The 14,464-nt window shown below is 65.7% G+C and carries 9 protein-coding genes; 5 read left to right on the top strand and 4 right to left on the bottom strand.

Annotated elements, in window-relative coordinates; translation table 11 throughout:
• Nucleotides 1-43: 43 nt before the first annotated feature.
• Genes CHX26_RS03405 through lgt form a run of 3 tightly spaced genes read right to left on the bottom strand, consistent with a single transcriptional unit; the run spans nt 44 to nt 3,362 of the window.
• Nucleotides 44-454, bottom strand: a complete 411-nt coding sequence (locus CHX26_RS03405) for a DUF2147 domain-containing protein (protein ID WP_233997254.1) — start codon at nt 452-454, stop codon at nt 44-46.
• A 17-nt stretch (nt 455-471) separates the two neighbouring features.
• Nucleotides 472-2,562: a class I SAM-dependent methyltransferase gene (locus tag CHX26_RS16185; RefSeq protein WP_335682315.1), complete on the bottom strand. Its 2,091-nt coding sequence runs from the start codon at nt 2,560-2,562 to the stop codon at nt 472-474.
• The gene (gene lgt, locus CHX26_RS03395) at nt 2,466-3,362 is read right to left on the bottom strand and encodes a prolipoprotein diacylglyceryl transferase (protein WP_104941158.1); all 897 of its coding nucleotides are present in this window, start codon (nt 3,360-3,362) and stop codon (nt 2,466-2,468) included. Before lgt ends, CHX26_RS16185 begins: the two co-directional genes overlap by 97 nt.
• A 196-nt stretch (nt 3,363-3,558) precedes the next feature.
• On the opposite strand from lgt, the gene CHX26_RS03390 reads away from it, so the two are divergent.
• The 3 genes from CHX26_RS03390 (at nt 3,559) to CHX26_RS03380 (ending at nt 10,530) form a co-directional block, all read left to right on the top strand.
• Nucleotides 3,559-5,274, top strand: a complete 1,716-nt coding sequence (locus CHX26_RS03390) for a class I adenylate-forming enzyme family protein (RefSeq protein WP_104941157.1) — start codon at nt 3,559-3,561, stop codon at nt 5,272-5,274.
• Between the two features lie 7 nt (nt 5,275-5,281).
• Nucleotides 5,282-8,041, top strand: coding sequence for a [protein-PII] uridylyltransferase (locus CHX26_RS03385; RefSeq protein WP_104941156.1), 2,760 nt, complete (start codon nt 5,282-5,284; stop codon nt 8,039-8,041).
• Between the two features lie 116 nt (nt 8,042-8,157).
• Nucleotides 8,158-10,530 (top strand): TonB-dependent receptor, encoded by a 2,373-nt coding sequence (locus tag CHX26_RS03380; RefSeq protein ID WP_104941155.1) that lies wholly within the window; start codon nt 8,158-8,160, stop codon nt 10,528-10,530.
• A gap of 196 nt (nt 10,531-10,726) precedes the next feature.
• On the opposite strand, the gene CHX26_RS03375 is transcribed toward CHX26_RS03380, so the two are convergent.
• Nucleotides 10,727-11,389, bottom strand: a complete 663-nt coding sequence (locus tag CHX26_RS03375; protein WP_104941154.1) for a YggS family pyridoxal phosphate-dependent enzyme — start codon at nt 11,387-11,389, stop codon at nt 10,727-10,729.
• Nucleotides 11,390-11,411: 22 nt separating this feature from the next.
• On the opposite strand from CHX26_RS03375, the gene CHX26_RS03370 reads away from it, so the two are divergent.
• On the top strand, nt 11,412-11,942 hold the full coding sequence (locus tag CHX26_RS03370) for a thiamine phosphate synthase (RefSeq protein ID WP_233997253.1): 531 nt from the start codon (nt 11,412-11,414) through the stop codon (nt 11,940-11,942).
• A gap of 76 nt (nt 11,943-12,018) precedes the next feature.
• A complete protein-coding gene (locus CHX26_RS03365; RefSeq protein WP_104941153.1) occupies nt 12,019-14,424 on the top strand; it encodes an FtsK/SpoIIIE family DNA translocase in 2,406 nt (801 codons plus the stop codon).
• Nucleotides 14,425-14,464 lie beyond the last annotated feature (40 nt).

The raw sequence follows: 14,464 nt of genomic DNA, 5'->3' as shown, positions 1-14,464 counted from the left end.
GCCGTGTGAGCGAGGATTTCGCGGGCCGGAGGGCCCGCGCCAATCAGGAAACCTTCCTCCAGACCTGCGTCTGGCACAGGGGGCCAAAGCAGCCCTTGACCTCGAGCGTGCCGTTGGCGCCGCGGCGCACTTCGGAGGAGTAGGTGCGCCCGGTCTTGGGGTCATAGACCTCGCCGCGCCACGTCCCGCCTTCCGCAGTCAGGCCGGAGAGGATCGCTGTGCCGATCAGCTTGCGCTCGCGCTTGGCGGGATCGGCATTGTTGACGTCGCGCTGATTGTCACCGCCCGGCGGAGGGATCAGGAACTTCTCGATCCGCCCGCAAAGCGCCTTGCCGCACTTGGCAATCGCCACCACCGCGTCCTTTTCCGCCGTCACCCAGCGTCCGGTGATCGGTTCTGCTGCCGCCAGCGGGGCTGCGGCGGCAAGCCCGACAAACAAGGCAAAAATCCGCATACCTGCAACCCTCATGCTCATTCGAACCCCGCCCCGAACGGCCAGCGCCGCCCGCAGATGCCCAGCACCTTGAACAAGGTACCCATCTGGTTGTCCTCAACCAGCCGATCGCGCTGGCGCTGGATCTTGTCCTTGTCATAGGGGTTGCGCCGCTGGAGCGCCTCGGTGCGGGTGTCGATCCCCATCTGCCGCAGCCATTCGCCCTGATAGGTCAGGCCCATCACATCCGCGCCGTTATCCTCGGCGACCTGCTTGAGCAGTTCGAAATCGACATGGGCGGTGAGATCGGCATCGCCGGGATGGGCGAAGGCATCGACCTTCTGATGCGCCTTGAGCGCCTGAAGCGTCGAGCCCGAACGCAGCTCCATGTGACCATAATCGACGATCAGCGCCGCACCGCCCTGTTCGCGCAACCGCCGGGCAATTTCGGCCATCAGCGCCACTGCCGCAGGGCTGGTCTCGATCATCGCGCCCTGCGCTGCCGTCACCCAGCTGCGTGGCACCAGATGATCCATCCGCTCCTTGCCCGCCAAGAAAGTGAAAGCATCGCCATCAAGCCCGATCAGCCGGTCGAACCACCCGTCTGCCGAACGCACGAGCTGGTGAATCGGCAGGGCATCGAAGAATTCATTGGCGACAATCAGCAAGGGGGCATCGTCGGGCAAGGTCGAGATGTCGTGGTGATGGTGGCAATCGGGAAACGCCTCGCGCTGGAGCTTGCGCAGGCTCGCCGAGGTTTCGACGAAGTGAATTTCCGGAGCGAATTCGTAACGCCGCGCCGCGGTGAGCGCGTCTTTCGCCAGCGTGCCGCGCCCCGGCCCCAGCTCGACATAGTGGATGCGCTTGCGGCTGCCCATGCGCACCCACAGATCGGCCAGCCACAGCCCGATCAGCTCGCCGAACATCTGGCTGATTTCGGGGGCAGTGATGAAGTCGCCCTGCTCCCCCAGCGGATCGCGGCTGGCGTAATAGCGCGCGTTGCTTTCGCCCATATACTGCGCGAGGCTGATGGGGCCGGTCTCGCGGATCAGGCGACGCAAGGTTGCCGGGACATCGACATTGGCGCGGGCGAGCATTTCCGCTTCGAGCCGGGCCTGTTCGGCGGCAGCAGCTTCCTCGGCTTCGCGCCGCGCCTGTTCTTCAGCGGCGATGCGGGCGGCTTCCGCCTCGGCGGCCTGACGGGCGGCTTCTTCGGCTTCACGCCGGGCCTGTTCCTCTGCCGCCAGCCTTGCGGCTTCTTCAGCCTCGCGGCGCGCCTGTTCCTCTGCCTCTTTCCTGGCCTTGGCCTCGGCCTCGCGGCGTGCCTTCTCCTCGGCGGCCAGCCTCGCCTTTTCTTCCGCCGCAGCCTTGGCGCGGGCTTCGGCTTCGGCCTTGGCACGGGCCTTGGCTTCGGCGCGGGCGCGGGCTTCGGCTTCCTTCTTCAGGCGCGCTTCTTCTGCGGCCCTGGCCTTGGCTTCGGCTTCGGCGCGGGCGCGTTCCTCGGCTTCGCGGCGGGCGGCTTCCTCAGCGGCGGCCTTGGCAGCAGCGGCAGCGGCTTCAGCCTCGCGCTTGGCCCGAGCCTCGGCTTCGGCGCGGGCCTTGGCCTCGGCGATTTCGCGAGCCTTGGCTTCCTTGCGCAACCGCGCTTCCTCGGCGGCCCTGGCACGCGCTTCGGCCTCGGCGCGCTGGCGCGCTTCGATTTCGGCCTGCTTGCGGGCGCGCGCCTCGGCAGCGGCCTTCTCGCGCGCTTCGCGTTCGGCGGCGGCGCGGGCCGCGGCTTCGGCCTTTTCGCGGGCGCGGGTTTCCTTGAGCAGCCGGGCGCGTTCCTCGGCTTCGGCCTTGGCGCGGGCAAGTGCCTCCGCCTTCTCGCGCGCAGCAGCTTCCGTCCGCGCACGGGCCTCAGCCTTGGCGCGTTCGCGCGCCGACGGCTCCGACGCAGGGGCCGGTGTCGCCGGAGTCGGGGACGCAAGGATGACAGCCTCCTCACCCGGATCGATCAGGCGCAGCCGGCTGCGCCAGACCCCGGCGTGGTTCAGGCCGTCAGCGTCGTCTTCGCCGCGAGCGGCTTCTTCCGCAGCGCGAAGAGCACGACAATCAACCCAGTCAGGATAAGCGGTATGGTCAGCCATTGCCCCATCGATAGCCCGGTGCGGGCCGCAAAGTCAGCCAATTGTGCGTCCGGCTCACGGAAAAATTCGTTGACGAACCGCGCGCACCCCATGCCGAGGGTGAACACCCCGGCCAGCAGACCCGGACGATAGCGCGCGCCGGTCTTCCAGAACAGCAGCATCATCACCACCAGCAGCGCCAACCCTTCAAGCCCGGCCTGATACAACTGGCTGGGATGGCGCGGCAGATCATCGGCGGTGGGGAAGATCATGCCCCACGCCACATCGGTGGCCCGGCCCCACAGCTCGCCATTGACGAAATTGGCAAGGCGTCCGAGCAGCATTCCCATCGGCACGCCGACTGCAACGTAATCGACCACGCGAATGAAGTTCAGCTTGTCGCGCCAGGCGACGTAAGCCATCGCCGCCGTGACGCCCGCCAGCCCGCCGTGGAAGCTCATCCCCCCGTCCCACAGCCGCAGCAGCTTCCACGAGACGAAGCCCTCGCCCGAGAAATCGGTGAAAGCCGACGGAATGCCGGTCTCCCCGCCGGTGTAGAACGCCGCGTAGCCCAGCCGCCCGCCGAGAATCACGCCGAGCGTGCAGTAGAAGAACAGATCATCGGCATGGCGCTGCGCCATCGGCGCGCCGGGGGCCTTGAGCATCTTCGAGGTGTGCCAATAGGCGAAGATCACCCCGATCAGGTAGGCCAGCGAGTAGTAGCGCAGGGTGAAGAACCCCAGATCGATCCCCGGTTTCAGCCCCAGATCGGTCCAGTAGATCGGATCGGCAGCGCCGCTTGCGGCAAGTAGTGACAGCACGGAGCGAACCTCTTATTGACAATGATATGCCGTATCGGCGGGCCCGAACGGCCCCGGTCGCGCTGGCGCTTCTGGCACAGCAACCGGGGCAGGGGAAGGGGCACGGGTTCGCAGCGGCGCCATGGGACAGGCATTTTACCGGACATGGGCAAGCGCCCGGCCGGGTGCCATAATTTGAGAGAGGAACACACGAAGCATGCCCACCCAGCTGGACAATGCGCTCGAAGCGATCATCACCGGCCTCACCGCCGAAGGCCAGCCCTTCGCCACCGTGCCCTTCACCCGCGACGGGATCACCATGCCCGCCTTTGCTGGCGCGCCGCCGAGCCTGGCACATTATTTCGCGCATTTCTGCAACCAGAACAAGGATCTGCCCTTCCTTGTCGATGGCGACATTCGTCTGACCTTTGGCGACGCCTATGCCGCTGCGACCTGCGTGGCCGAAGGGCTTGCCACCCTTCACGGGATCGAGAAAGGCGACCGGGTCGGCATCGCGGCGCGCAATTCGGCCAACTGGATGATCGCCTATATGGGCATCCTGATGGCGGGCGGCTGCGCGACCTTGCTCAACGGCTTTTCGAGCGGGGAGGAACTGGCCTACGGGCTCGAGCTTGCCGAATGCAAGGTGCTGTTGGCGGATGAAGGCCGCGCCGCGCGGCTCGAAGGCCATGCGCACCCGGCCAAGGTGGTGCTGTTCGGCCATGGCAACAGCCCGGCTGAAGGCCTCTCGGCGACCTGGGCGGTACCGAGTGGTACCAGCGCGGCGATGGCGATGCTGGGCCAGATCGGGCCAGATGATCTCGCGACGATCCTCTACACCTCCGGTTCCACCGGCAAATCGAAGGGTGCCTTCTCCGATCATCGCGGTGTGGTGCACGGCGTGATGAACTATGTCGCGCAGTCGGCGATGGCCAAAGTCCATGTCGAAAGCGTCGAAGGCCCGCTGACCGATCAGCCCTGCGCGCTGGTCGCCGTGCCGCTGTTCCACGTCACAGGCGAAGTGCCGCTGTTCCTCCAGAGCTTCGCCATCGCGCGCAAGCTGGTGCTGATGCCCAAGTGGGACGCAGGCCTTGCGATCCGGCTGATGGCGGAAGAAAAGGTTTCCTACTTCGTCGGCGTGCCGCTGATGAGCTACGAAATCGCCAATCACCCCGACCGCGAGAAGTATGACCTGTCGGCGTGCAAGAGCTTTGCCGCTGGCGGCGCGCCACGTCCGGTGGAGCATGTCACGCGGATCAAGGAGGCCTTCCCCGGCGGCTTCCCGCTGCTGGGCTATGGCCTCACCGAAACCAACGCGGTCGGCTGCGGCAATTTCAACGAGAACTACCTCGCCAAGCCCGGCTCCACCGGCCGCCCCAGCAAGCCGATGGTCGACATGGCGATCCTCGACGATGCCGGAAACCCGCTGCCGCAGGGCCAGGTGGGCGAGGTCTGCATCCGCTCGGTCGCCAATTTCCGCGGCTACTGGAAGAACGAGGAAGCGACCAAGGCTGCCTTCACCAAGGACGGCTATTTCCGCACGGGCGATCTCGGCTATCTCGATGAAGACGATTACCTGTTCATCGTCGACCGCAAGAAGGACATCATCATCCGCGGCGGCGAGAATATCTCCTGCATCGAGGTGGAGGACGCGATCTACGCCCATGACGATGTCGGCGAATGCTCGGTCTTCGGCCTTGCCGACGAACGTTTCGGCGAAGTGCCGGCGGCGGTGTATCGCATGAAGGATGGCCGCGCGGCGATCACCCCTGCCGAACTGCGCGCCTTCCTGCTTGAGCGCATCGCGCCGTTCAAGGTGCCGCTGGAACACCAGATCTGGATCACCGAGGAACCGCTCCCGCGGCTCGGCACCCAGAAGATCGACAAGCGCAGCGTCAAGGCGCAGTTCGGCAGCGAGGCGGTTGCCGCGTGAACGGCGCATGAGCCCACGCCGCGTCCCCGGCCAGCGCGCGATCATTGATCGTCGCGCGCTGGCAGAGCGGATTGCCGCGCTGCATGACGAAAGCGGGGAGCGTGCGCGCCCTGCGATCGTCAGGGCGTTGCGCGATGCGCTCGACGCCGGGCGCGCGGAGCTGGCGCACAGGCTGGCCGAAACGCCATCCGCTGGCCATGACGTCACCAGCGGCTTCAGCTTCCTGATGGATCAGCTGCTGCGGGTGATCCACGAACACGTCACCACGCACCTCTATCCCGTCCCCAACCGCACCCAGGCAGAACGGCTCGCGATCCTTGCGGTCGGCGGTTACGGGCGGGCGGAGATGGCGCCCCATTCGGACGTCGATATTGCCTTTCTCACCCCGATGCGCCGCGCGCCGTGGTGCGAGCAGGTGATCGAGGCGATGCTTTATCTGCTGTGGGATCTTGGCCTGAAAGTCGGCCATTCCAGCCGCACCGTGTCCGACACGGTCCGCATGGCCAGGGAGGATCTGACGATCCGCACCGCGCTGCTCGAAAGCCGCTTGGTTTGGGGCGAACAGGCGCTTTACGACGAGCTGCGGGCGCGGTTCTGGAACGAGGTCGCCAAGGGCAGCGAGCGCCAGTTCCTCACGCAGAAGCTCGCCGAACGCGACGCGCGGCACAAGCGCATGGGCGATAGCCGCTATGTCGTTGAACCCAATATCAAGGACGGCAAGGGGGGCTTGCGCGATCTCCAGACGCTTTACTGGATCGGCAAATATGTCCACCGCGTCGGCAGCGCCAGCGAGCTGGTGGATGTCGGGCTGCTGACGGCGAGCGAATATCGCAGCTTCCGCCGCGCTGAAGGGTTCCTGTTGGCAGCGCGCTGCCACATGCACCTGATCGCCGAGCGGGCCGAGGACCGCCTGACCTTCGATCTGCAACGGCAGGTGGCCGAACGGATGCTGTTCGCCGACCGGCCGGGCAAGAGCGCGGTCGAGCGGTTCATGCAATATTACTTCCTGCAGGTGAAACGCGTCGGCAGCCTGACCGGCGTGTTCCTTGCCCACCTCGACGAGGAATTTGCCCGCAAGCGCCCGCGCACCGGCTTTTTCGCGGGATGGACGCAGCGTCCGCGGATGTTCAAGGGCTACAGCGTCGAAGGCGGTCGCATCCGCGCGCCGGGGGACGAGTGGTTCCGACAGGACCCCGTCCGCCTGATCGAGGTGTTCCAGCTGGCTGAGGCCGAGGGGCTGGAAGTCCATCCCGAAACCATGCGTCAGGCGGGGCGCGATGCGCGGCTGATCGATGGCAAGTTGCGCCGCGACAAGCGCGCCAACGCGCTGTTCCTCGATCTGCTGGCAGGGCGCAAAGACCCGGAAACGGCCCTGCGCTGGATGAACGAGGCGGGCGTGTTCGGGCGCTTTGTGCCGGACTTCGGCCGGGTCAATGCGCAAATGCAGTTCGACATGTATCACCACTACACGGTCGACGAACACACCATCCGCGCGATCGGCCTGCTCAGCCAGATCGAGCGCGGGTTGCTGGTCGCCGATCACCCGCGCGCCACGCGCGAATTCCCCAAGCTCGGCTCGCGCCGCGCGCTGTTCGTGGCGGTGCTGCTGCATGATATCGCCAAGGGCCGCGGGGGCGACCATTCGGTGCTGGGCGCAGAGGTGGCGCACCGGCTGGGGCCGCGCTTCGGGCTTGACGAGAAGGAGACCGATCTGGTCGCCTGGCTGGTGCTGCATCACCTGCTCATGAGCCGCACCGCGCAGAAGCGCGATCTCACCGATCCCAAGACGATCGAGGATTTCGTCGCCGAGGTGCAAAGTCTGGAACGCCTGCGCAACCTTGCGATCCTGACCGCGGTCGATATCCGCGCGGTCGGGCCGGGGACGTGGAATTCGTGGAAGGGCCAGCTGCTCGGCGAGCTTTACGATGCCGCGCAGGAACGCCTAAGGCTCGGTCACAAGGGCAATGGGCGCAAGGCCCGCGTCACCGCGCGCAAGGATGCGGTGCAGCGGCTGCTCGGCGATCAGGAACATCTCGTCGACAGCCTCGGCGCGCTGCTGGGCGATGCCTACTGGATTGCCGAGCCCGAAGACGTGATCGCCAGCAATCTTGCCCAATATGACGAGGCCCAGGCCGCTGGCGAGGCGCTTTCGATCCACTGCGAGGTCGACGACACCCGCGGCGCCACGCGGGTCAGCGTGATCGCACAGGATCACCCCGGACTGTTCTACCGCATGGCAGGCGGGATCCATCTTGCCGGCGCAAACATCATTGATGCCCGCATCCACACCGCCAAGAGCGGTTATGCGGTCGACAATTTTCTGGTGCAGGATCACAACGCCCAGCCCTTCCGCGAAGAAGCGCAGATGGCGCGCATCGAAAAGGGCATCCGCGACGCCTTGCTGGCCAAGGTCGAACTGGTGCCGAAGCTGGCCGCCCGCCCGCTGGCGCACTCCCGCGCCCGCGCCTTCGATGTAGCCCCCCGGGTCGGCTTCGACAATGACGCGTCGAACCATTTTACCGTTATCGAAGTCACCGCGCGCGACCGGCCTGCGCTGCTCAACCGCCTTGCCCATGCGCTCTACAAGGCCAACCTGATCGTCCATTCGGCGCATATCACAGCTTATGGCGAGGCGGCGGCGGACACCTTCTATGTCACCGACCTGACCAGCGCGAAGGTCAAGGCGCCCGACCGTCTGGCGGAAATCGAAGCGGCACTGCTCGACGCGGCGAGCGACCGGCGGCAGCAGCAGCTGGAAAAGGCATAGCTGCAAGCCGCTGAAGAATCGCAGAAGTGAAGGTTGCGGCGCCCCTGGCGCGATCGGTTGCAATCCATGAACGTATTGCCTAGGGGGGCTGCCCTCAACTCAGGGAGAGTTCGATAATGACCACCAAAACCCCCGCTGCCAGCCCCCTCCGGCTCGGCAAGCTGGCGCTGCTTGTGTCAGCCGCCACCCTCGCCCCCTTCGCCGCGCAGGCGCAGGACACCGAGCAGCCGCAGGACGACGTCCGTGCCAGCGCGCTTGACGACATCAACGAAATCCTCGTTACCGGCACCAAGAAGAAGGATGCCGAGAACGTTCAGGACATTCCGCTGGCCGTGACTGCGTTCAACGCCGGCACGCTTGAAGCCTTCAAGATCCGCGACATCTCCGGCCTGTCGTTCCAGGCGCCGACGGTCAGCCTCGATCAGGTTGGCACCAGCCGCGGCACCGCCAACTTCACTGTCCGCGGCCTTGGCATCAACTCCTCGATCCCGTCGATCGACCCGACCGTCGGCGTGTTCGTCGACGGCGTGTATCTCGGCATCAACGGCGGCGTGGTGTTCGACCTGTTCGACCTCGACAGCGTGGAAATCCTGCGCGGCCCGCAGGGCGTGCTGTTCGGCCGCAACGTGACTGGCGGCGCGGTGGTGATCAACACCGGCAACCCGACCGAAGACTTCCGCGGCAAGTTCCGCGCTGCGGTCGACGGCCCGGTGGATGGCGGCCGCGGCGGCGCCAACTACACCGTCAGCGGCGTGGTCTCCGGGCCGATCATCGAAGACGTGCTGCTGTTCAAGGTCGGCGCCTATTACAACAAGGACGAAGGCTACTTCCGCAACCTTGCGGCTGAGACCATCCCCAACCTGTCGGAAAACCACGGCAAGGCCGAAACCAAGATCCTGCGCGGTGCGCTTGAGGCTCGTCTTGGCGGGCTCACCCTGCTCGGCAAGCTCGACTATTTCGAAAGCGACGGCGATGGCCCCTCGGCGCAGAACCGCGCGTTCTTCGACCGCAACAGCTTCGACATCGCGATCGACAATCCCGGCGGCTATTCCAACGAAATCTGGACCGGCTCGCTGACCGCAACGGTCGATATCGGCCGCGGCACGCTGACCAACGTGTTCGGCTGGCGCAAGTATGACGCCACCACCGATGGCGACATCGATGCGACCCCGGAATTCCTGTTCCACTCGACCACGGAAACCGCGCAGGAGCAGTTCTCGAACGAACTGCGTTACGCGATCTCGTTCGACAAGCTCGATCTGACGGTCGGCGGGTTCTACTTCAATCAGGATCTCGCCTATACCGAAGTGCGCCAGCTGCCGCGCGCGACGCCGCTGACCTTCTTTGGCGGCGGCCGTCAGGATCACGAAGTGCTCGGCCTGTTCGCCAATGCCCAGTGGGAATTCATCGACAGCCTGTCGCTGATCGCGGGGATCCGCTGGAACCAGGAAACCAAGGATGCAGCCGTCACCTTCGTGCGTCCGCGTCTGCAGGCCTGTTCCGTGGTGCAGGGCACCTGCCCGACCACCGGCAACAACCCGATCCCCTTCCCGACCGGGATCGAGCCCAACGGCTTTGAAGACCGTATCCGGTTCCGCAACCTGTCGCCCAAGCTGGGTCTGCAATATGAATTCGCGGACAGCCAGCTTTATGGCCACTGGAGCCGCGGCTTCCGTTCGGGCGGTTACAACTTCCGCATCACCAACGTCGGGATCTTCAACCGTGCGGTCGCTGAAACCGGTCTGCTCGGCTTCGATGAAGAGCAGGTCGACAACTTCGAGATCGGCGGCAAGTTCCAGACTGCCGACGCCTCGTTCACGCTCAATGTTGCAGGCTATGTGACCAAGGTCGGCAACATGCAGCGCGAAGTGAACCTCGCAGGCGTTGGCGAAGGCGTGGTGCAGAACATCCTCAATACCGCCGACGCCACGATCAAGGGCGTCGAAGCCGAAGCACGGATGCGCGTTTCGCCCTCGCTCGCCTTCACCGCGAACATCGGGATCATCGATGCCGGTTATGATGAAGTGCTGTTCGACATCTCCGGCGATGGCCAGATCAACGATGCCGACCTGGCGCTGAGCCTGCCGCGCGTTCCCCCGATCACCGTGGGCGCGGGCCTGATCCACGACTGGGATCTGGGCAGCAGCAACATCCTGACCCGCGTGAACTACCAGTATCGTGACCGTGCAGCCTATACCGACGACAACTTCGGCTGGCTGAACGACCTCAGCAATCTGGAAGCCAACATCACCTGGAACACCCCGATCCGCGGCCTGTCGCTGTCGATCTACGGGCGCAACCTGCTCGATCAGGTGCAGGAAGGCGGCGATACGCAGGTGCCGTTCGGCAGCGGCGCGCCGACCACCGGTCCGCGCGGTCCGAATTCGACCGGCGTGCAGCGTCCGTTCCAGGCCCAGCCGGGTCTCGGCACCTTCTCGCCGCTGATGCGCGGCCGGAACGTCGGCATCGAGGCGATGTTTGAGTTTTGATGAGTGTTTGGATTTCGCACCCCATCCGGGGTGCGATTTCCTCGCTCACGCGACCTGAAGGTCGCGTCGCTGCGGGCGCGCAGTCGCGCTTGCGGTCGCTACGCGACCGAGGACAGCAAGGATAGAAAGGGGGCGCTCCGGCAACGGGGCGCCCTTTTTGCTGGCCTACCGCTTCGCTGCTTGAGGCCGGGCGGGCCTATCCCCGCGTTCCAAACAGCGCGGTGCCAACCCTGACATGGGTCGCGCCGAGCATCACGGCGGTCTCGTAATCCCCGCTCATGCCCATGCTGAGGCCGGTGAGGCCATGATCCGCCGCCAGCTTGGCGAGCAGCGCGAAGAACGGCGCGGGCTCGATGTCGGCGGGGGGAATGCACATCAGCCCGGCAAGCGGAATATCGGTAGCGCGCACCTGTTCCAGAAACGCGGGCAAGTCGCCAATCGGGCAGCCGCCCTTCTGCGCCTCGTCGCCAATATTGACCTGCACGAAGCACGGCACACGCCGCCCTGCCTTGTCCATCGCCCTGGCCAGCGCCGTCAGCAGGCTGGGGCGGTCGAGCGAGTGGATGCAGTCGAACAGCGCCACCGCTTCCTCGGCCTTGTTCGATTGCAGCTGGCCGATGAGGTGGAGCTCGATATCGGGATGCGCGGCCTTCAGGGCGGGCCACTTGCCCTGCGCTTCCTGCACGCGGTTTTCGCCGAACACCCGCTGGCCGACGTCGATCAAGGGCTGGATCACGTCGGCGGCGTGGGTCTTGCTGACCGCAATCAGGGTCACATCCTCAGGCCCGCGCCGCGCGGGCTTGCAAACGCGGGCGATGTTGCTGCGGACTTCGGCGAGGCGGCTTGCTGCATTTACCATCGCCGCGCTCTATAGCGGCTGCGTGACGCACGCAAAGACCCTCCCTGCCTTGTGGTTGCTGAGCGACCAACGCAATGATGCGGTGCTGGAAGACGCAATCAGGCGCTTGCCGCCGGGGTCTGGCTTCGTTTTCAGGCACTACCACCTCGACGTCGATGCGCGCGCGGCGCGGTTCGCGCAACTCCTGCCGCTGCTGCGAAGTGCCGGGCATTGGGCGATTGTCTCGGACGGCTTGCGGACTGCCGAAGCATGGGGGGCAGACGGGGTCTATGGGGTACGTGGCTTGATCGCCCCGGCCGGGTTTCACTGGATCGCCACCGCGCACAACGAAGCCGAGATCGCCGATGCCAATGCAAACGGCGCCAGCGCGGTGATGCTCTCCCCGGTGTTCCCGACCCGCTCGCATCCGGGTGCCGAGACGCTTGGGGCGGAACGCTTTCGCGGACTTGCGGCGCTTTCCGCAATTCCGGTCATCGCGCTGGGCGGCATGACGGCGGAACGCGCCCGCATGCTCGATTGGCCCCGCTGGGCCGCCATCGACGGGTTGAGCTGAACTCACGCCTCGTCGCTCTTTCCTTGACCGGAGTCCGTAGAGGATTCATGATGTGTTCCGCCTAGGAGACACGAACATGGCCAGCCGCGCGGTCACCCCCGTCAAGACCGGTCGCAAGACCGATGCCGAGTGGCGCGCAGGCCTGCGCCGCAGCTTGCGCCGTCTCGCCCAGATGACCGGCGCGGCGGCGTTGCTGGGTGCGGCCGTGTTCCTCGCGCTTGCGCTGATGAGCTATACCCAGACCGATCCCAGCCCATCGACCGCAGCCGATCCGGCAATGGTGCGAAACTGGATGGGCGCGAGCGGCGCTTGGGTGGCTGACCGTGTGCTGCTGATCTTCGGTCTGCCCGGCGCCCTGCTGCTGCCGTTGCTCTATGTCTCGGCGCGCAAGCTGTGGCGCGATGTGGAAAACGGTGACGCGCCGGAGACCACCGCCTGGTGGATGCCGACCGCGCTGCTGCTGATCGCCATGACATTGATCGCGACAGTGCTGAGCCTCGCCTTCGAAGGGTCGGGCTGGACGTTGCCAGCGCAGGCAGGCGGGCTATCCGGGCTGCTCGGGGCTGGTGCGGTGCGGTCGTTGGCGGCGTGGATCGCGGGCGATGCGCAGGGCTGGGTGATCCTTGGCATCGGCACGGTCTGCCTCGCCGTGAGCGTGGGCCTGCTGACGCGCATCTTCGCGATCGACTGGCGGGTGCTGATGAGCCTGCCCGATTTCCTCGGCGGCGGCTCGCTTGCGGGTCTGGCGCGGCGGCTGCCCTTTGTCGGGCGCAAATCCGCTCCTGCGATGGCCTTTGCGGAGGACGAGGATGACGAGGACAACAGCCTCACGCCGCGACCACGCCGAACGGCTGCTCCTGCTCCTCTGGATGAACGCCCGCGCCGCGCGCCTGAAATCTCCGACCCTTCCGCCCCGCCCAAGCGCGCGGCCAGTGTCAAGACGGCCCAGCGCGACATGTTCGCCGCCTTCAACCTGCCGAGCCTCGACCTGCTCGCCGAACCGCCGCAGGACAAGGCGCCCAAGCTCGACAAGTTGGCTTTGGAACGCAACGCGCGGCTGCTCGAAAACGTGCTCGACGATTTCAATGTGAAGGGCGAAATCACCGCCGTGCGTACCGGCCCGGTGGTGACGATGTACGAGCTTGAGCCCGCCCCCGGTATCAAGGCCAGCCGTGTCATCGGCCTCGCCGAAGACATCGCCCGCAACATGAGCGCCATCAGCGCCCGCGTCTCCCCCATTCCGGGGCGCACGGTGATGGGCATCGAACTGCCCAATCAGGATCGCCAGATGGTGGCGCTCAAGGAACTCGCCGCCTGCGCCGCCTTTGCCGAGGCCAAGGGCAACCTGCCGATCATCCTCGGCAAGGATATCGCGGGCGAGCCGATCATCGCTGACCTTGCCGCCATGCCCCACCTGCTGGTGGCGGGGACGACAGGTTCGGGCAAGTCGGTCGGGCTCAACGTGATCCTGCTGAGCCTGCTCTATCGCTTCACGCCCGCCGAATTGCGCCTGATCCTGATCGATCCCAAGGTGCTGGAACTGAAGACCTATGACGACATCCCCCACCTGCTCTCGCCAGTGGTGACCGAACCTGCCAAGTCGGTGCGCGCCCTGAAATGGGCGGTCGAGGAAATGGAGCGCCGCTACCGGATGATGAGCGCCATCAGCTCGCGCAACATCAACTCCTTCAACGAAAAGGTCGCCGCCGCGATTGCCAAGGGCAAGCCACTGGGCCGCCGGGTGCAGACCGGCTTCGATCCCGAAACCGGCGAGCAATTGTTCGAGGAGGAACAGCTCGATTACGAACCCCTGCCGCAGATCGTGCTGATCGTCGACGAACTTGCTGACCTGATGGTGACGGTGGGCAAGGAAATCGAAGTGCTGATCCAGCGCCTTTCGCAGAAGAGCCGCGCGGCGGGCATTCACCTGATCATGGCGACCCAGCGCCCTTCGGTCGATGTCATCACCGGCGTGATCAAGGCCAACCTCCCCACCCGCATCAGCTTCAAGGTGACGAGCCGGATCGACAGCCGCACCATCCTTGGCGAACAGGGCGCCGAACAGCTGCTGGGCAAGGGCGACATGCTCTACAAGCCCAACACCGGCGCGATGGTGCGTGTCCACGGCCCGTTCGTTTCGGACGAGGAAGTCGAGGCGGTGGCCGATTTCTGGCGCGGCCAGGGCAGCCCCGAATATGTCGATGCCGTCACCGAGGAGCCGGAAGAAGGCTTCGGCGGCTTCGGCTTCGATGACGATCTCACCGCCTCGGACAACCCGGAAGAACGCAAGTACCGGCAGGCCTGCCAGATCGTGTTCGAGAACCAGAAGGCCTCCGGAAGCTGGCTCCAGCGCCAGATGGGCGTGGGCTACAACACCGCCGCCAAGTGGATCGAACGGATGGAGGAAGACGGCTTTGTCGGCCCCGCCAACCACGTCGGGCGGCGCGAGATCTACCGAGACAAGGACGGGAATCCGCTTTAGCTTTGCGATCGCGCTAACGCGCGATGCAGACCACCCGCCG

The sequence above is a fragment of the Porphyrobacter sp. HT-58-2 genome (assembly GCF_002952215.1).
In the GTDB taxonomy this organism is placed as follows: domain Bacteria; phylum Pseudomonadota; class Alphaproteobacteria; order Sphingomonadales; family Sphingomonadaceae; genus Erythrobacter.
This window is presented reverse-complemented; position numbering and strand designations above follow the sequence as displayed.